This window comes from Ureibacillus suwonensis, assembly GCF_042655065.1.
Taxonomy (GTDB): Bacteria; Bacillota; Bacilli; order Bacillales_A; family Planococcaceae; genus Ureibacillus; species Ureibacillus suwonensis.
Genome location: NZ_JBHSNQ010000018.1, coordinates 25,059 through 44,747, shown reverse-complemented (window position 1 = coordinate 44,747; position 19,689 = coordinate 25,059). Strand labels below are relative to the sequence as shown.

Annotated in this window: 13 protein-coding genes and 1 pseudogene; 11 read left to right on the top strand and 3 right to left on the bottom strand. The window is 36.7% G+C overall.

The window, feature by feature from the left end; genetic code table 11:
* The first annotated feature begins 156 nt into the window (after positions 1 to 156).
* Positions 157 to 1,911 (top strand): type IA DNA topoisomerase, encoded by a 1,755-nt coding sequence (locus ACFPOH_RS01780; protein WP_342469268.1) that lies wholly within the window; start codon positions 157 to 159, stop codon positions 1,909 to 1,911.
* A 413-nt stretch (positions 1,912 to 2,324) separates the two neighbouring features.
* Here ACFPOH_RS01780 and ACFPOH_RS01775 read toward each other — a convergent pair whose 3' ends face one another.
* Complete coding sequence (locus ACFPOH_RS01775; protein WP_342469269.1) at positions 2,325 to 2,783, bottom strand: hypothetical protein; 459 nt, start codon at positions 2,781 to 2,783, stop codon at positions 2,325 to 2,327.
* A 1,187-nt stretch (positions 2,784 to 3,970) separates the two neighbouring features.
* Positions 3,971 to 5,095 carry an IS4 family transposase gene (locus ACFPOH_RS01770; protein ID WP_390308710.1) on the bottom strand — a complete coding sequence of 375 codons (1,125 nt, stop codon included), beginning with the start codon at positions 5,093 to 5,095 and terminating at the stop codon, positions 3,971 to 3,973.
* 379 nt (positions 5,096 to 5,474) lie between these two features.
* Here ACFPOH_RS01770 and ACFPOH_RS01765 point away from each other — a divergent pair, with 379 nt between their 5' ends.
* Together ACFPOH_RS01765 and ACFPOH_RS01760 are read left to right on the top strand one after the other, a co-directional pair.
* Complete coding sequence (locus ACFPOH_RS01765; protein WP_342581500.1) at positions 5,475 to 6,086, top strand: hypothetical protein; 612 nt, start codon at positions 5,475 to 5,477, stop codon at positions 6,084 to 6,086.
* Between the two features lie 19 nt (positions 6,087 to 6,105).
* On the top strand, positions 6,106 to 6,633 hold the full coding sequence (locus ACFPOH_RS01760) for a hypothetical protein (RefSeq protein WP_390308708.1): 528 nt from the start codon (positions 6,106 to 6,108) through the stop codon (positions 6,631 to 6,633).
* A 301-nt stretch (positions 6,634 to 6,934) separates the two neighbouring features.
* Here ACFPOH_RS01760 and ACFPOH_RS01755 read toward each other — a convergent pair whose 3' ends face one another.
* Positions 6,935 to 7,117, bottom strand: coding sequence for a hypothetical protein (locus tag ACFPOH_RS01755; protein ID WP_390308707.1), 183 nt, complete (start codon positions 7,115 to 7,117; stop codon positions 6,935 to 6,937).
* 146 nt (positions 7,118 to 7,263) lie between these two features.
* On the opposite strand from ACFPOH_RS01755, the gene ACFPOH_RS01750 reads away from it, so the two are divergent.
* The 8 genes and pseudogenes from ACFPOH_RS01750 to cas6 all read left to right on the top strand — a co-directional run bounded on the left by ACFPOH_RS01750 (position 7,264) and on the right by cas6 (position 19,670).
* The gene (locus ACFPOH_RS01750) at positions 7,264 to 8,256 is read left to right on the top strand and encodes a helix-turn-helix transcriptional regulator (protein ID WP_390308706.1); all 993 of its coding nucleotides are present in this window, start codon (positions 7,264 to 7,266) and stop codon (positions 8,254 to 8,256) included.
* Between the two features lie 143 nt (positions 8,257 to 8,399).
* Positions 8,400 to 8,549 (top strand): annotated as a pseudogene (locus ACFPOH_RS01745) (type II toxin-antitoxin system HicB family antitoxin); the annotation flags it as partial.
* A gap of 247 nt (positions 8,550 to 8,796) precedes the next feature.
* A complete protein-coding gene (locus ACFPOH_RS01740) occupies positions 8,797 to 12,039 on the top strand; it encodes a helicase-related protein (RefSeq protein ID WP_390308705.1) in 3,243 nt (1,080 codons plus the stop codon).
* A 5-nt stretch (positions 12,040 to 12,044) separates the two neighbouring features.
* Positions 12,045 to 12,806, top strand: a complete 762-nt coding sequence (locus ACFPOH_RS01735) for a DUF4391 domain-containing protein (protein ID WP_390308704.1) — start codon at positions 12,045 to 12,047, stop codon at positions 12,804 to 12,806.
* 13 nt (positions 12,807 to 12,819) lie between these two features.
* On the top strand, positions 12,820 to 14,694 hold the full coding sequence (locus tag ACFPOH_RS01730) for a site-specific DNA-methyltransferase (protein WP_390308703.1): 1,875 nt from the start codon (positions 12,820 to 12,822) through the stop codon (positions 14,692 to 14,694).
* Positions 14,695 to 14,697: 3 nt separating this feature from the next.
* Complete coding sequence (locus tag ACFPOH_RS01725) at positions 14,698 to 17,661, top strand: type III restriction-modification system endonuclease (protein ID WP_390308702.1); 2,964 nt, start codon at positions 14,698 to 14,700, stop codon at positions 17,659 to 17,661.
* A 596-nt stretch (positions 17,662 to 18,257) separates the two neighbouring features.
* A complete protein-coding gene (locus ACFPOH_RS01720; protein ID WP_328215948.1) occupies positions 18,258 to 18,476 on the top strand; it encodes a hypothetical protein in 219 nt (72 codons plus the stop codon).
* 414 nt (positions 18,477 to 18,890) lie between these two features.
* The gene (cas6, locus tag ACFPOH_RS01715) at positions 18,891 to 19,670 is read left to right on the top strand and encodes a CRISPR-associated endoribonuclease Cas6 (protein ID WP_342581489.1); all 780 of its coding nucleotides are present in this window, start codon (positions 18,891 to 18,893) and stop codon (positions 19,668 to 19,670) included.
* Positions 19,671 to 19,689: the final 19 nt, after the last annotated feature.

Below are 19,689 nucleotides of genomic sequence, written 5' to 3'. Positions count from 1 at the left end.
GAAACTTTTGGGATGACATTGCACAGTGGCCACCAGTTACACTTGGAGCAGACATTTCAACTTTAGTGAGAGCGATGGAAGAGGGAGAGTTTTAACCCTCTTTCAACTCACTAATCCGATTACCCTATTTTTTATTCTATTTTGAATAAGACGGACGTGAAAAATAAGAAGATTAAACGTTTATGGATTAATTCGCTAGAAGTAGAAGAAGTAAGAAAAGGTTTTAATAGCTTATTGGATAATTCAAAAGACTTATTGATGTATGAAGAAGCAAAGGCTCGTCAAATCAGTGATTGGCTCGTTGGGATGAACGCCAGTCAATTATATAGCTTGTTAATGCATGAAAAAGGTGTGAATATGACGTTGTCGGTTGGGCGTGTTCAGAGCCCTTTATGTTATCTCATTTATCAGCGCCAAAAGGAAATCGAACAGTTTGTTTCGAAACCATTTTTTGAACTAGTTGGTGAGTTTAAAACAGCAAACGGTATGTATATGGGGAAAGCTAAAAACATTCGAACGGATACGATTGAACCATTACAATCATTTGTTGAGGACAACGGTTGTTTACTTGATTCAGAAATAAGTGGTATGGTTGTCTCTGTTGAGAAGAAAGAAAAACGTGTAAAATCTCCTAAATTGCATTCGTTATCAACGTTACAAACGGTTGCCAATAAAAAGTGGAAGTATAGTCCTGCAAAAGTATTAGAAGTGATGCAATCTTTATATGAGAAGAAATTAGTTACTTATCCACGTACCGACTCCAATTATATTACGGAAAATGAATTTTTGTATTTAGTTGAGAATCTCGAACGATATAAAGAGTTGTTAAACGTTACGTTTGAAGTAAATTTAAAAGTTAATAAACGCTATGTCGATAATTCGAAAGTACAGGAGCATTATGCAATTATTCCAACGAAAACTATACCGTCTGATACGAATCTGAACGGTCTGACAACAGAAGAAAAATCGATTTATGAAGAAATCGTACTTACAACACTTGCGATGTTTCATCGAGATTATGTTTATGAAGAAACGAAAATACTTACTTCTGTAAATGATATTGAATTTGAAAGTATTGGGAAAGTTGAAATTGATAAAGGGTGGAAACTGTTATTTACAAAATCAGTGGAAGGTATCGAGAAAAAAGAAGACGATCCCGTACTTCCTGTTGTAGTTGTTGATGAAAAGGTAACAAGTTTGTTACATTCAAAGGAAGCTTGTACCAGCCCACCTAAACCATATACAGAAGGGGGCTTAATTAATTTAATGAAAACCTCGGGGAAAATGGTAGAAGATGAAGAAGATTCTGCAATTTTGAAAGAAATTGAAGGAATTGGAACAGAAGCTACTCGTGCAAGCATTATCGAAACAGTTAAAAAGAATGGCTATATTGATATCAACAAGAACATAGTTTCGATTACGAAAAAGGGTGAGCTTCTTTGTGAAGCCATCCATAACACCATGCTTGCAAGTCCTGCAATGACAGCAAAGTGGGAAAGTTACTTGAAAAAGATTGGTGAAGGAAGCGGTACAAAAGAGGTCTTCGTTGCACAGACGAAAAGGTTTATATCGGATTTGTTAGAAACCGCACCAGCTGCAATGCAAGAAATCGAAACGGTATCATTTGCTCAAGAACAACAGACTGATCACTTTGGTAGCTGTCCGTCTTGTCGAAAAGGAACGATGATAGATCGAAAGACATTTATCGGTTGTAGCAATTATCGTAACGGTTGTAAGTTTACGATCAATCGAACGATTTTAGGGAAAAAGTTAACAGACAAGCAGGTCACAGATTTATTGGAAAAAGGAACTACATCCATGATTAAAGGGTTTACATCAAAAGCAGGAAAGTCGTTTGATGCAAAATTAACGATTACCGATGGGAAAGTTTCATTTGTGTTCGAAATGTAGGTTTGAAATAAAGTCATACCGGTTCCTCCTTGTATTGAAGTGATCGCTAATAGTTAGACACGGTCATTTTCCCCATAGAAAAACTGCACCTCCAATGTTAGATAGTGACTAATAATTGGGGTGCAGTTCAATCCGCTTTACTGTGGGATTTTGTGTTGATGGTGAATAATCTAGGTTAGAATCTAAACTGATTTAAGAATAAAAGCTCTACTAGCAAAAAAGAAATAATTAATATCCCTACTGAGAATAGGGTAATAGTTAAAATTTTATAATTATTACTATTAGGTTTACTTTCTGCTAGTATTGATTCAATGTATTTAATTTTGAAGTAATAACTTAATATAAATAATATAGATATGATTAACCAAACTAATAGTCCCATATTACACCTTTATCATTATAATTAATTTTAATCACCAACTTAATACAGCGTAGGAGTTTAAAGTTGTATTTCTAAGCACAGGAGTAACAGCTAGACCTACTGACGGGTAAACTGTAAAAGATGGTGATAATGAGATTGTGTAATGACCATATCTCACAAGTACATTAAATAAACCTTGTGATTTCTTAGTATAAAGGTATTGCCCAACATATCCCTTGTGCTCTGTAAAACCAATTCCACTCTTTAAATTAAATCTAAACCCTACTCCTGATAAAGATGCAACTTTATCAGGTTGTGTAGCTGATTTACCAGTTTGCCATCCGAATGCACTGTATGGACCATCCCTATATAAATATTTGGCTTCATATTGTGCAATATCCCCTCTACTACTTATTGGAAACGATAGCTCTGCAGACTCCGGCCAACCAATAGAAAGTGCATCAGTCCATCTACTTGGAGGACTTTTAAGCCAATTAAAATTACCGTACACATACAGTTTCTTTTGACCAGCTCTGTCACTTTTGACTTCAAATGCAGCTGCGCCTACAGTAATGTCTGTATCTTTTTTGACTAATGGCGAAATCTTATTTAATTCATTATTTTGATCTAAAACTAAATGTTCTTGATTAAAATAGATTTTTTTTGCATTATTATTTATTAATTGATGTAGAACTTCTACAGGAAATTCGTTAATTTCACTATCAGTAAGACCTACATCAAAATCGTAATTTCCTCATCTTTTAGTAAATCAATAGTTTTACTTTCATTAGCGTTTGCCATTAAAGCATTAGAAAATAAGAAAATGGAAAAGAAAAACAGGAAGCTTTTTAGTCTCAAGGTAATTCCCCCTTTTAGTTTCAATACTATTGAAATAATTAATAGTAATTCCTATAACATAAGAATTGTTGATTAACCAGTTAGTAATAGACCAAGAACTTAACAATAATTAAATCTATCATATCCACACCTCCTTTTTTGTATATATTACCATATATTAGGATTAAATGGAAATTACATTTTATAACGTCTGCTTAAAATAAAAATCAAAAAAGGAAACCAACGAAAAAGGTATGTTATTTTTGTAAACGTCAAACCAATGATATGAGAACTTACAAAGATGAGTATAATCAGACAATCAAAGTTTGCCCATTATGTGTTGAGTATGCCGAGAGAAGATTGTATATAAAACCGTGACAAATACTACATAGCAATGTGGTGTACATAGGTAATGAATGAAGTGGCCTTTGATGCCCCTTTGTTCTAGTCGAGTAAGTAATTGTTCAAGTGGCTTAGAAAAGCAAATATATTATCATGGCAATAATGGGGTATTTTCAGTTTTTATCAACTTGTAAAATATGAAGGACATTTTGATAGGCTTATTCTTAAATTGAAGCAGAACCAAATGTAAAGCAGATTGCAGATTATAAAGAACAATCACCCCATTAAAAGTGGGGGTAAGGGGGGAAAAGTCATAACACTTTTACTTGAATCAATTTCATAAATCATAGTATTTCTGAAGTATAGAGTACCCCACTACCGTCGCATAAAGGATGTCTGAATTTTCAGTTTTATTTTTTTCTGGACTTTAGAGATAAAACGAAAACACCTAAGCGAGGGTAGTAAACATCCATTTTTTTACTATAACCTATGACTTGTGTAACAACGACTGACAAACCTTTATGGGACGCCGTTTCCTTCGATTTTTCGTAACCAAATGTGAGCGGATTTCCACAAAGAAGCCTTCAAATAGCGACTAATTTGTAAGTAACTGCGTTCGCTATTCGTGTTCAACTGAGCTAAAACATTCAGACAGTACACTATCATGGCTACGTACACTTGATGATGTACAGCTTGTTCACTGTGACCAAAAAACTTTTTAATGTTCAGATGTTGTTTCATCCATTTGAAAAAAAGTTCGATTGCCCAACGTGATTGGTAGATTTCTGCAATTTCATCTGCGTCAATGTCAAACCGATTTGTCAGTAAATGAAGCTCATTTCCTTTTGTATCTTGCAATTTGAGTAAGCGAAACACGTTTTCAGAACGATTTTGTGGTGTTCCAATGACAACCATTTCATCAGAGAATACGGGTGAATCTTCTGGTAACGAAAAGGATTCTAACACTCGGACAACAGCGTTTTTACGCAAACGGGTCACAAAGAAATAGCCATCTTCCGTCATTTGATCAAAGCGCCTATAATCCAAGTAACCACGATCAAACACGTACATGCATTCTTTGTCATCCACGAATACTTCTAGTTGACCACGATCATGTTCGTTGGCATTCGTGAGTACGGCTTTATCTGGATAGGAGAGTCCTTTTTCCATAAAAACAAGTCGTAAGTGAAGCTTTACTCCTGATTTTGTTTTTCGAAACTCTGCCCACTTATGATTGGTCAAATTAAGCGGTAATGTACTCGAATCAATGATTTTCAAAGGCGTTGTCACTTTTCTTCTTGTTTGGAAATTGGTTTTCCGATGAATTTGTGCCACTAAATCGAGAAAAATCGTTTGAAAGAACTCAGTTGGGATGGTATTGATTCGTCTCCCTAACTGTGAAAAACTAATCGATTCCAATCCCGTTGCTCGTTGTAATTCTTCTAAAAAGACAGCGTCACTCAACGCCCGTAAATTCTCGGTTTCATGGAGTTGGGCATACAAAAGCAGTTTCATAAATGAAGCCATATAAAGCTTCTTGGTATAGTGATTTAATTGATGTGTTTTCACTAGGTCGTCAAATAATGGACGATGAATCGGTGAAAACCATTGTTCAAATGATGTTTTTCGTGTAAACTTATCTATGGTTTTGTCCTTTGTATTGGATTTGGATGGTTTACTACCACCCAACCATTATAAAGGATTTTTTTGTGTTTAGATTATATTTCAGAAAATTCGGTTTATTTGAAGGTGTTAAATTATTTTAATGCGACGCTAGTGATAAAAATTCCAATCAAAAAAAACTCCCGAAGTGACGCAAAGGGCCTTTCAGGAATGGCGGATTCAGTTATTATTTCATTAGAAATCGTTCTTGATTGAACGTAAATGGTTGAGGTCCAAAAATCCAATACGTTGAGGGCTTTTGGGAGGTGAGATGTTCCATCCTCATTTCAATTGGATTCAATCTTATCAAAAATGGAAAAAAATGATAAAAATGTAATTATCTAAAAAATGGAGGTACAACATGAAGAAACTTATATTCGCAGCATTATTATTATTGATCGCCCTTCTTACAGCGTGCAATGCAGATGAGGAGGGCAAGGCAAACGAGGCTCAACAGCAGGAAAAGGAAACGGATAGCGAAGGCATCAATGTCGACAAAGGGTTATTCAATGTGGAAGTGACATTGCCGGCCAGCTTCTTTGAAGGCGGGGATATTGATCAGTCTATTGCGGAAGCGGAAAAAGAAGGGATCGAAGTGACGAAGAATGAGGACGGATCCCTTACTTACAAAATGTCGAAAACAAAGCATAAGGAAATGATGTCCGAGATGAAAACATCCTTGCTCGAAACAATCGAGGATTTGAAAAATGGCGAAGATTTTGCATCGATCAAAGATGTTGAATACAACAAGGATTTCTCTGAATTTACGTTATGGGTGGACAGAAATGAATATGAAAACAGTTTCGATGGATTCGCCGTTTTTGGATTGGGTCTATCGGGCGCAATGTATCAGCTGTTTGACGGCGCCGATCCGGAAAACTATAATGTCAGACTCGTTGTGAAAGATGAGGCGACCAAAGAAATCATCGGCGAAGCGAATTATCCGAAAGATTTGGAGAAAATGGAAGAGTAATAAATAGGAGGTTATGACGATGAAAAAATTCTTTTATCCTATTGCAATTTTCATGTTATTCCTTTCATTGATGGCATGCGGTGAAACGACGGAGGAAAAATTGGACGGAGGTGTAGAGAAAACGGAAACCGAACAACCGGCGGAAGAAACACAAGCGGATGAGGCGTCGGAAAATGAAAACGACATGAATCAAGTGATTGTCGATAATGATAACGTGAAAGTGACACTTGTGAAAATTGTAAAGAAAGAAGATTCGATTTGGGGCAGATCGGTAGAAGTGGTTTTCGATGTTCAAAACAAACGGCAAGAATCCATTGAAGTGCAGGCACGGAGCGTTTCTGTGGACGGACGCATGGTGGATGAGACGTTATTGGTCATGAGCCAAGAGGTGGCACCGGGCAAATCGGCCACTGCCAAGTTGAAAATCGAGGAACTGGATGGATATGAATTCCCGGAATTTAAAGAAAACTTGGAAATGACCTTGCATATTTTCTCTTGGGATAATATGGATTATCAAGAAAATCATCCGGTCAAAGTGACATTTTAAAAGTAAGCCGCTCGAGATGAACAACAAGTCCTTATTGATGGAAAACAACCTTGTAATGATTCGTATAGTTGGAATGCCAATTAGTCTGTCAATTGGTATTTCTTATTTATTGGTTGGATAGCATTGATGATTATGTGTCAAAATCAAAGATATATATTTTTGTTAGCATTTTTTTATCAACCCGATATTAGTAAATTCACAATAGTATATTCGTTTAAACAGTACTGTATAACCATTTCTTAAAAGACGGGCTAAACATCTGCAGTTAACTATTCTTTCATCAATAATTTAAGTGCCAACATCATAAATATTCGGATTTTGGCACTTTTTCATGTACGGCCGGCACCGGTGTAATCTCCGGGGTGCAAGTTCCGAACAGTACTTCTCCAATTTCCATCCCTGTTTCCAATCCTTCTTCTCTCCACATCTCTACTAATGTCACAACTAATTCACTCCCTTTTTCCGTTTCTATGTATTCAATCACTATGCCTTTCCGATTCGACAACAATGGATGATATTGCGTACAATAAAATGTACTGAAATTGTGATGTCAATTTATTGAAACATTTATAAAACAAACCAATGATTGTTTATAATGGAATTAAGAATGAATGGAAAAGCGGTGGTTTAATGAAGTATAAAAGACTTCTAACGATTGTTGAATATTTATGGAAATATTCTTCCAAACAACATCCGAAGTCGATTGAAGATATTTTGCAATATTTGGAGATGCATCAAATAGAAGGCGGATTAAAAGCGGTTCGAAATGATTTGAAGTTTTTGACTTCCGGGGAATCATTCATCAAGGTAGAAGCTGCCCAAAGCGGAAGGAACCAGTACATCGATTACTGGATCGAGGACCGATTTTTCGAAATCCATGAGCTGCGCTATATGATGGATGCCATTTCTTCGGCCCGTTTCATTTCCGTGAAGGAAACACAGCAAATCATCGAAAAGTTGAAAGCCTTCGTTTCCGAAAATGAAGCGGTCTTATTGGAGAACCAGTTGGTCCATACCTTTGCGAAAATCGATAGTCCGCAATTTGCCAATACCGTTCAAAGCATCCACCAGGCCATTGCCGAAAAGCGGGTCATTCAGTTCCAATATGGAAGATACTCCGCCGAGAAGGAATTTGTGCTATCCGGAAGCCCGGATCCCAAAACCTACCTCATCCATCCATATGGGATTATTTGGAATGAGGAGATGTATTATTTGATTGGATATAACACGATAAAGGAAGGTATCCACCATTATCGGATTGACCGGATCAGGGATATCCGCATGCTGGAACAGAAATTTGCCGTGCAGCCGGGCTTTGATATCAACAAGTATCGCAATCTGTTGTTTTTCATGTTTGGCGGGGAAGAGTCATCCATTGAAGTGATTTTTAAAAATAATTTGGCTCCCGCCGTGATTGACCGCTTTGGCCTCCATGCCGACATCAAAAGGGTGGATGACGAGCATTTCAGATTAATCACAAGAGCCATTATCAGCAAAGGACTGGTACGCTGGCTACTTTCGTGGGGCGCCGATGCGAAAGTGGTGCATCCAAAGCGGCTGGTGGAAGAGATGGAGAAGGAAGCGGAGAGGTTATATAAACAATATCTTGGGGAGAGAGATTGATCCTCAAATTAAATAGAAAGTATTTCACGAACAACAATGGATGTGTTTTAATGGCTGTATATGAATTTTATTCTATCATTGAAAATAGTAAAGAAGATAACTGTTATATCGTTAATTTTCCATACACTTGAGGCTGCTTTACTTATGGAGACACATTACTTGAAGCGGTAGAGATGGTAGAGGAAGCATTGATACTTATGCGAACTTGTATGGAAGATGATGGAGATGACATTCCTCCTGCTTCTCCTACAGAAAAGCTAATTGAACAATTACCTAAAGGAGCAGTCTTGTGAATTTTGTTGTCGATACCGACAAATATAGAAAGATGGATTGATCTAGGGGACAATAGTTACTATCTAAAAACTGAGGTCGAAAGATTCTGTTTATCTTACAGGAGATATTACTATTTTATCGACATAATTCTCAAGATTTTTCGGTTTTTATTTTAGTATAATATGACTATATTGATATAAAAGAAGTTTATTATGTCCCAACATGTTGAATTGTTGGACATTTTCATAAAGGAGTTCAGATCGAAAGATGTCGAGAGGAATTATTGATAATAAACAAAGTGGATTAGTGGGGGATGTATTAAAAGAATATATTGCAAAGGGCAGTAAGTTATCTGTTGCTGCTGCACAATTTACTTTATATGCTTTTGTCGAATTAAAGAAAGAGCTTTTTCAATTAGAGGAGTTTCGCTTTATTTTCACAGAGCCTGCTTTTGTACAAGGCGGCAACTTATTAAAGGAACAAATGGAAAAAAAAGAAGCTTTGTTGTATGGGGTTGAAGAAGAACAAAAATATAAAGTAGAGTTAAACCAAGCCTATATCGCTAAAGAATTTGCAAAATGGTTGAAACAAAAAGCACAAATCAAGTCAGTTACTAATCAGCGAATTCAAGGCGGACTATATCATGTCGAAAACAAAGACGGAACGCAAATCGGCCTTGTCGGTGGAGCACCATTCTCAAGTCCGGGATTAGGCTACAGCAACTCATCCAATATATACATTAACAATATTGTAGATGATACGGAATCAAATACACAACTCCTTCGCAATTTCGAGGCGATTTGGCAAAATGAGTATGCATTACAAGATGTGAAAGAACAAATATTACGGCGTTTAGAAGTGTTATATAAAGAAAATTCGCCGGAGTTTATTTACTTTGTTACACTCTACAATCTTTTCAAAGATTTTTTACAAGATACGAAAGATTACGAGGCGTTACAAACGAGAACAGGGTTTGAAAATACGCTGATTTGGAATAAACTTTATGATTTTCAGCGCGATGGTGTGATTGGTGCCATCAACAAAATCGAAACGTACGGCGGCTGCATTATTGCCGATAGCGTCGGTTTAGGAAAAACGTTTGAAGCGTTAGCGGTCATTAAATATTATGAATTGCGCAATCATCGTGTTCTTGTACTAGCACCGAAAAAATTGAGAGAAAACTGGGCGATTTACCGTTTAAACGATAAACGAAATATCGTAGCCGAAGACCGTTTTTCTTATGATTTGTTGAACCATACTGATTTATCTCGGGAACGTGGCTATAGCGGAGACATTAACCTCGAACATGTAAACTGGGGGAACTACGATTTAGTTGTCATCGACGAATCTCATAATTTCCGCAATAACGATCCGCGCAACGACCGCGTCACAAGATATTCAAGACTAATGAACGATATTATTAAAGCGGGGGTAAAAACGAAAGTGTTGATGCTTTCCGCTACTCCGGTTAACAATAAGCTCGACGATTTAAAAAACCAAATAGCTTTTATTACAGAAGGAAATGACAAAGCGTTAGCGGAAATGGCAAACATTAAAAGCATCAGCCAAACGATTCGTTTGGCGCAATCACAGTTTAACAAATGGAGCAACTTGCCTGAAGAAAAACGGACAACCGAACGATTGCTGGAAATGTTAAGCTGGGATTATTTCACACTTCTTGATTCGCTAACGATTGCTCGCTCTCGTCGGCATATTGAAAAATATTATAATGTGAAAGATATCGGTCAATTTCCAATGCGTTTAAAGCCAATCAATATAAAGGAAACGATTGATGAAAAAGATGAGTTTCCAGCACTTGAAAAAATTAATAACGAAATATTGCGTTTACGATTAGCGGTGTATTCGCCGATGCAATATATTTTGCCGCACATGAAAGACGTCTATAGCGAAAAATACGATACGAAAGTCGCCAATGGAAGAATTTTTAGACAAACAGACCGCGAAAATAGCCTTGTACATTTGATGAAATCGAATTTATTAAAACGTTTAGAAAGCAGCATTCATTCGTTTTCTCTAACATTACAAAATATTATTCATAATATTGATTCACTAATTGATAAAATTGATAACTATAATCCAGGAAATGAAACGATCGGAGACATTACAGATATTGATATTGAAGACCCAGAATTAGAAGATGCGCTCATTGGATCCAAAGTAAAAATATTAATGAAAGACATGGATCTCATTCGCTGGAAGCAAGATTTGCTGTATGACCGCGAGATTTTAGCAAAGCTGCTCGTACAGGCAAAAAAGGTTACACCTGAGCGTGATAAAAAATTATTGGCATTGAAAAAAGTGATTAAAAATAAAATCGAAAATCCAATTAATGGCCAAAATAAAAAACTATTAATTTTTACCGCGTTTGCTGATACGGCAAAATATTTATATGAGAACTTACATCAGTGGATTTTACAAAATTTCGGGCTGCACTCTGCCGTTGTCACAGGTTCTGATCATCCAAAGACAACATTGAAGTTCAAAAAAGTGGATTTCAATAGTGTGTTAACGAACTTTTCACCCATTTCTAAAGAGAGAGCGAAAGTCATGCCGAATATGACGGAAGAGATTGATATTCTCATTGCAACCGACTGTATTTCTGAAGGGCAAAACTTGCAAGATTGCGATTATCTTGTCAATTATGATATCCACTGGAACCCAGTGCGTATCATTCAACGATTTGGACGTATTGACCGACTTGGAAGTAAAAATGAACGTATTCAGTTAGTGAACTTTTGGCCGTCGATGGAGTTAGACGAATATATTAATCTAGTCGGCAGGGTCAAAGACCGAATGACCATTCTTGATATCTCTTCCACCGGGGAAGAAAACGTTATCGCCGACAACAGCAACGAAATGAAAGATTTAGAGTATCGCCGGAAACAACTCGAAAAATTACAAAATGAAGTCATTGATTTAGAAGATATTTCTGGGAATATTTCATTAACGGATTTCACGATGGATGATTTCCGAATGGATTTATTAAATTTCATGAAGAAAAACAAAGATGTAATCGAGAAGGCTCCTTTAGGTCTATTTAGTATTACAACGAATAAAAATGAAAAACTTCGAGAAGAAATTAAGCCGGGAGTCATTTTCTGCTTGAAACAAATCAATAACTTTACAGCCTCTAGCGAACAAAACGCACTTCATCCATATTATTTGATTTATGTGAAAGAAGACGGCGAAGTGTTATATAACCATGTCCATATCAAGAAAATTCTCGATATCTATCGTTCGCTATGTAATGGACAAAAGGAAGTAGAACAACAGCTGTATGCGGCATTTTATGAAGAAACAAAGCACGGTAAAGACATGGGGCGATATAAAACGCTGTTAGAAAAAGCGGTTGAAGATATCGTTGGGAAAATCGATCAGCAATTGACATTGAATATTTTTAGCTTAGGAAACTTAGATAGTCTTGTGACAAATGCGAATACAAGTTTGCAGGATTTTGAAATCATTTCTTATCTCATTATAAAAGGGTGAGAACGATGGCTGGATTAACGTTTTACCGTATGATTGGGCTGGACGATAAAGTTCGTCCGCTCAATAAAAAATTAGATAAAAAGATGTTCTATGATTTCGCCGATTTAAACAAGAAAGAAAAAGACTACATTACAAAATATATTGAACGAATGGAATTAAGTTATTTATTAACCCCGAGCACAATCAATATCCAGCCATTTATCAACGAAGAATACCATTATGAAGGGGTTATGTTTATTACGATTCAACTGAGGGAGGAAGCGAATGACAATCATCTGCCGGTCATCGGTGAAATCATCCAAGGGGCGCTTCCGAACCCTGTGGTGATTGTCTTTGAAAAGCAAGGAAACTTTCAAATCGGCACATGCTTAAAACGATTAAATAAAGTAGATATGTCGCAGGTTGTACTGGAAGAATCGTATTACACTCCTTGGTTTCAATTGGACGGGGATGATGAAACGGTCCATCAGTTTATAAAAACGATTCATATTACGAACCTATCATTTTCTCATTTTTTTCAGTTTTATAAAGATATTCATTTAGCGGTACAAGCGTTTCAACATACAAAGGTTGTCGGAGCGTTTATCGTTGCAGAAGATGAAGAAGCACAGCAGCTCATTGCGCAAATCCAAGCACACGAAGCGGAAATAACGAAATGGAAAAATAAACTAAAAAAAGAAACGCAGTTTAATCGAAAAGTAGAGATGAATATTAAAATTCAACAGCTAACAAAACAAATGGAACAGTTAAAGCAACAATTGCAATGAAAGGAGAACCATCATGGAAAAACTAGGCGGAAAATCGATGGATTTAGTGAAAACAAATATTGAAGCGTTAAAGCAGTTGTTCCCGGAAGTCGTGACCGAAGGAAAAATCGACTTTGAAAAATTAAAACTTGTGCTTGGAGAAGAAATTGAAAAACGCAATGAACGATATGAATTCACATGGTACGGCAAAACGCAGGCAATGAAACTCGCGCAAACGCCATCAACGGGAACACTCCGCCCAGACAAAGCATCCAGCAAAAACTGGGATACAACGGAAAACCTTTATATTGAAGGAGACAACCTAGAAGTACTAAAGCTGTTACAAAAATCGTATTTTGGCAAGATTAAAATGATTTATATCGATCCGCCATATAATACGGGGAAGGACTTTGTGTATAAAGATGACTTCCGTGATAATATTAAAAATTACAAGGAAATGACAGAGCAAACAACAAAGGCTAATACAGAAACGAATGGAAGATATCATACCGATTGGTTGAATATGATGTATCCAAGATTAAAGTTGGCGAGGAATTTGTTGAGGGAAGATGGCGTTATATTTGTTTCTATAGATGATAGAGAAAAAGCTAATTTAAGAAAAATTATGGATGAGATTTTTGGAGAAGAAAATCTACTTTCTGAATTAGTGTGGGATTTAGGAACGGGGACTCAAGCAGGACATTTTACTAGATCACACGAGTACATTTTAACTTACGCAAAACGTAAAGATAGTCTCCCAAACTTTTCAGGTGGGGATGGAGTAATTGAAGATCGAGCTACTAAAAAGATTTCAGCTAAAAATCCAGCAAGTACGTTTGATTTTCCAGCCGGAGTTAAGTTTGAAGCACCTGATGGGACGGAGTTTACAGGAGAATGGGGAGGCACAGAGAAAATTCGTCTTATAAAAGGTAGAATGATTGCCAAAAATGGAAAATTAGCTGAGCCGGTAACTCTTGAAGCTGGATGGGCAATGAAAAAACAAATGGAGTCTTGGTTTAAAGGTGAAGAAACTTATGACAGTAAAGGACAAAAAGTTTTAGGTTTTTATTTTAATAGCAATGGAGTACTGAGGTATTTAAAAGAACGTTCTGTAGTAAACCCTCCAACAGTTTTAAGAGAAAAAGGTTCCACAAAAGTAGGTTCCCAAACTGTTGAAGAATTGTTAGAATTTGATAATCCTTTCAACTTCCCTAAACCTGTATTATTACTAAAGTTTCTAATTGAGTTAGTTACGGATGATGAAGATTTAATATTAGACTTCTTCTCCGGCTCAGCAACAACCGCCCATGCAGTGATGCAGTTAAATGCGGAAGACGGCGGTAATCGTAAGTTTATCATGGTGCAATTGCCTGAGTTAACGGATGAAAAATCAGAGGCGTATAAAGCGGGATATAAAAATATTTGTGATATTGGGAAAGAACGCATCCGCCGTGCTGGTGAAAAAATTGTTCAAGAAACAGGAAAAACAGATTTGGATATTGGTTTTAAAGTGTTTAAGCTTGATTCTTCCAATGTCAAAACGTGGGATCCTGATCTCGAGAACTTGGAGCAGACCCTTTTCGATTTACAGAACAACATCAAAGAAGACCGTTCAAAAGAAGACTTATTGTATGAAGTTTTACTAAAAATTGGCTTGCCGCTGACAACGCCAATCGAAGAGATTGACTATAACGGGAAAACGATTTACAGCGTTGGATTTGGTTCTGTTTTATTATGTCTAGAAGATGAGATTGATTTAGACATTGTTAATGAGATGATGAAACATCAGTCAGAGCATATGACACCAAAAGTGATTTTCAAAGAGTCTGGTTTCATCAATGATTCAGTGAAAACAAATGCGATTCAAACATTGAAAAAGAACGGAATCACGGACGTTAGGAGTGTATAAGCCATGAAGTTAAAGTTTATTTCTGACTTAAACTACCAAAAGCAGGCGATTGATTCCGTTGTGCAAATTTTTAAAGGCCAACAAATGAAACAGTCCAACTTTACTGTATATTATGGTACGCAAGAAGAAGCCGGCATGATTCAAACAGCTTTAGGCGTAGGGAACCGTTTAGACCTTACGCCTCAAGAAATTTTAAAAAATGTCCAAGCTATCCAAATGAAGAACGGTTTGCCGCGTAGCGAAACGCTCGATGGCATGAATTTTACGGTCGAAATGGAGACGGGGACCGGGAAAACGTATGTGTATTTACGGACGATTTACGAATTAAATAAACATTACGGATTTACAAAGTTTGTCATTGTCGTACCGTCTGTGGCGATTCGTGAAGGTGTGTATAAGTCACTGCAAATTACGAAAGAGCATTTTGACGAGTTGTACAACCGTACGCCGTTAGAGTACTTCATTTATGATTCGCAAAAGCTCGATAAAGTGCGTAACTTTGCGACGGCAACAACGATTCAAGTGATGATTATTAATATCGATGCCTTCCGTAAAAGTTTTGAAGACCCGGAAAAAGAAGATAAAGCAAACGTTATTCATCGGACGAACGACCGACTAAACGGTTATCGTCCGATAGAGTTCATTCAACAAACGAATCCGATTGTCATCATCGATGAGCCACAAAGTGTTGATACGACACCGAAGTCCAAAGAGGCGATCGCATCACTCAATCCGTTATGTACGTTGCGTTATTCGGCTACCCATGTCGATAAATACAACATGGTGTACCGTCTTGATGCAGTGGATGCCTATAATCAAAAGCTTGTAAAGAAAATTGAAGTAATGTCCGTCCATTCTGAAGAATCATTTAACGTCCCTTATATAAAATTAGTAGAAGTAAAAGAAGGAAAAGCAAAAATTGAACTTGATGTTGAAACGCGCGGCAAAGTGAAACGAACAACAAAAACAGTGAAGTATGGGGACGATTTATACGATATTTCTGGAGAACGGGAATTGTACCGCGGCTATATGGTTGAACAAATTGATTGGACAGAAGGAAATGAGTCCATTGAAGTAAACGGTCATTATTTGCGAGTAGGTGACGTCATTGGCGATATTGACGACGATACGATTAAACGATATCAAATCCGCAAAACGATTGAGGAGCATCTAGATAAAGAACTGCGTCTAAGACCGCGCGGCATTAAAGTGTTAAGTCTTTTCTTTATTGATAAAGTGGCCAACTATCGTGATTATGATAAAGATGGTAATCCAATTAAAGGAAAATATGCCATCATGTTTGAAGAAGAATACAAGAAATTAATTCAGAAGCCAAAATATCGTACATTATTTAATGACATCGATGTTGATATGGATGTAGAGAAAGTTCATAACGGATATTTTGCGCAAGATAAAAAAGGAAGGTTAAAAGATACAAAGGGAAATACAGAAGCGGATACAGATGTCTACAATTTGATTATGAAAGACAAAGAGCGCTTATTAAGCTTAGACGAGCCGCTTCGCTTTATTTTCTCACACTCGGCACTTCGCGAAGGATGGGATAACCCGAATGTGTTTCAAATTTGTACGTTAAAAGATTCAGCGGGGACGTATGTATCAAGGCGGCAGGAGATTGGCCGCGGCTTACGTTTAGCAGTGAACCAAAATGGCGAACGTGTCCAAGACTATAACGTCAACACGTTAACGGTTATGGCAAATGAATCATATGAAGAGTTTGTCGCCTCATTGCAAAAGGAAATGGAAGAGGAGACAGGAGTGACATTTGGCAAATTCGAAAAGCATGTGTTTGCGAAGCTAGTGTATATCGATCCAGATACAGAAGAACCTGTGCAAATGGGGTATGAGTTGTCGGCAAAATTATATGAAGAACTGAAACAACATGATTATATTGACGAAAATGGAAAGGCAAAGCCATCGTTAAAAGAAGCGTTAGACAAGCATGAATTAAACTTCAGTGATGAGTTTCAACCTTGGAAGCCGGCTATTATCAAAGAAATTAAAAATTATCTACAACGCTTGCCGATAAAAAATGCAAACGATCGAAAAAAAGTTCAATTGAATAAAGCGATTTTAGATAGTGAAGAGTTTATTCAGTTGTGGGAGAGAATAAAATATAAAACTGTCTATTCTGTTGAATTCGATAGCGAACAATTAATTAAGAAAAGCATTGCAAGCATTCAAAAAATGCCGCCGATTCATAAAATTCGTATTTTAAGCCGAAAAGATCAAGTGACGATGGACAAAGTGGAAGGAATTCATGCGCAAACTGTGAGCGAAAGCGTCGAAGATTATGCAACTGTTCATCATACTTTACCAGATTTAATCACCGAATTGCAAAATCGCACAAATTTAACACGCAAAACGCTTGTCCGTATTTTAACAGGCTGCAAGCGCCTTGACGATTTTAAAAACAACCCGCAAAAGTTTATTGAAGAAGTGACGAAAATCATCCAGCGGGAAATGAGATTATTGCTCAATGACGGTGTCAAATATTACAAAATCGGCGACGATGCGTATTATGCCGTCGAATTGCTCCAAAACGAAGAGCTGCTGGCCTACTTAAACGACAATGCTATTCGAAGTGAGAAATCACCGTTTGACTATATTGTTTATGATTCGGATATTGAAGCAAGCTTCGCCCAGCGTTTTGAAAACGACGAGAACGTCAAAGTATACGTCAAGCTGCCAAGTTGGTTTAAAATCGACACCCCAATCGGTTCCTATAACCCTGACTGGGCGCTTGTCATTGACAAAGATGGTGAAGAAAAACTGTACTTCGTTCTTGAAACAAAAGGAACAGAAATTGAAGAATTTTTACGTCCAGAAGAAAGAGCGAAAATCGACTTTGCCCGCAAACACTTTGAAGCCATCGGTACAAATATCGAATTCATAGGACCGGAGAAAGATGTTGATCGATTTATGTTACGAGCAATAAGTTGTCCATAATTCATTTATTACAGAAGCTATTTTGGCTTCTGTTTTTTATAGCTTTCGATCATTTAAATTTTGTCTGTATTTTATTTTTTTCTTAACCAATTACAGAAGTAATAAGTGTGGAAATTTGAACTTAATATCTTTTTCATCAATTGGTATGTAGAAATTTTATAGAAAAATAAATCAAATCAATAGAATAATCACAACAACATATGTATTGATTTGATTGAATCTCTATTCAACCAACAATAAAAAATAAGTACATCACATTCCTTCTGTTTTCCATGTTGAAAGGCTAAAAACACTCATAACAGATGGAACATTTTTTTGAAAATATTAACGAAACTGATTTAATTGAGGGTATGATTTTAAAGGATTAAAAACCAATCACAACGACAAGTCGCGCATTGTATCGATGAATGCGCGGTTATTTTTATTTGCAATTGGCTGATTGAAAAACTGTGAGCATTCTTCTAATTAGCATGATGAATAATTCTCAAAAAAGTGTTTGAAATGCCGAAAAGGAAATAGCAGAATAAGAAAATCTAGCTAAGATATTACAGTACCAAATGAAGAACTGATAAGAGTTATTGAAAGGGGAATACTTCATGCGATTTGACATCCGATTAGACGGATACATTGTAAACTGCGACAAAGGATACGATGAATTTATAGATGATTTCGTTGAATGGCTTGAGTCAAATGGCTGGGGATACGCAGGAATGACGCTTCCTGTAACGGAGGAAGAAAATAGCGAAGCAGAAATCGACAAAATCCTCACTAATGAACATTATAAAAAAATGGGGCGCTTTTTTAGTGCTGAATGATGACGAAGAAGAGGAAGGGGCTGTCCGAAAAGTCGATTGAATCGACCTTGGGCTCAGCCCTTTTTTCCTATCTAGAAGCTAGTTTTGTCCCAGCCCCTTCATTTTCACGATTTGTGATGAATTTATATTTTTCGTTAAGAATAGTTGCTGAACTATATTGGAAATGAGAGTAAACCCAAAAATAGGAAATCGAATTGCGATTTTTTGCATTTGCGAGATGCCAGGAAATTCGATACTTTATAATCAAATCCGTGTAGGAGTTTGAAATGTCAACAATTGCATATATTCAATCTTACCTAGAAGGAAATAAGCTACAAGATGATGAGTTGCAAAAATAGAAAAAATGGAGTCGACCGTTGACTCCATTTTTTATTCTTGGTATTATCTGGATTAGTTAACAATTGCATATAAGAGGTGATTATCATTCCAGCAATCCACATTACTTTTTCATTGGAAAAACCGCTGACAGTACCAGTGAACTACCAACATTTGCTTCAAGCGTTCGTCTACAAGATTTTGCCTCAAAAAGAAGCAACGTTTCTCCATGAACATGGTTTTCAGCATCAAAACCGCACGTACAAGCTGTTTGTATTCAGCACCTTGCAGTCGTCAAATATAACTTATGATAAAGAAACTAAAAAACTAACATTTTATGACAAATTATATCTGTCTATTAGTTCAATTATACCAGATATTGTGGAAAAAACTGCAAATTTTTTATTATTATCTGCAGATTTAGAGATGAATGGCGTTTCTTTAAAGGTTGAATCATTGGAATTTGACAAACTGGAAGTGCAAGATAGTGAAATCGTTGTCCGCGCTTTATCGCCGATTACTGTATATTCAACGTTTGAACGTAGGGATGGAAGCAAAATTACGCATTTCTTTTCACCGTTTGATAAAGTGTTTGAGCATTTACTGGAGGAAAATTTTATTCGCAAATATGAAGCATTTTACAATAAACCCTTTGCAGAGGAAGGCCAGGTCCTTTCTGTCGAACCCATTCAAGTAGACAGTCGCGACAAAGTTGTCACGAATTACAAATCGACTTGGATTACCGGCTGGAAAGGCATGTACCGGTTGAAAGCCAAACCGGAATATTTATCTTTTCTACTTAATACAGGTCTGGGCTCCAAAAATTCGATAGGTTTCGGCATGATTCGACCAGAATCGACCTTACCTAAAAGGGATTAGACTGGAAAGGAGGGAATGA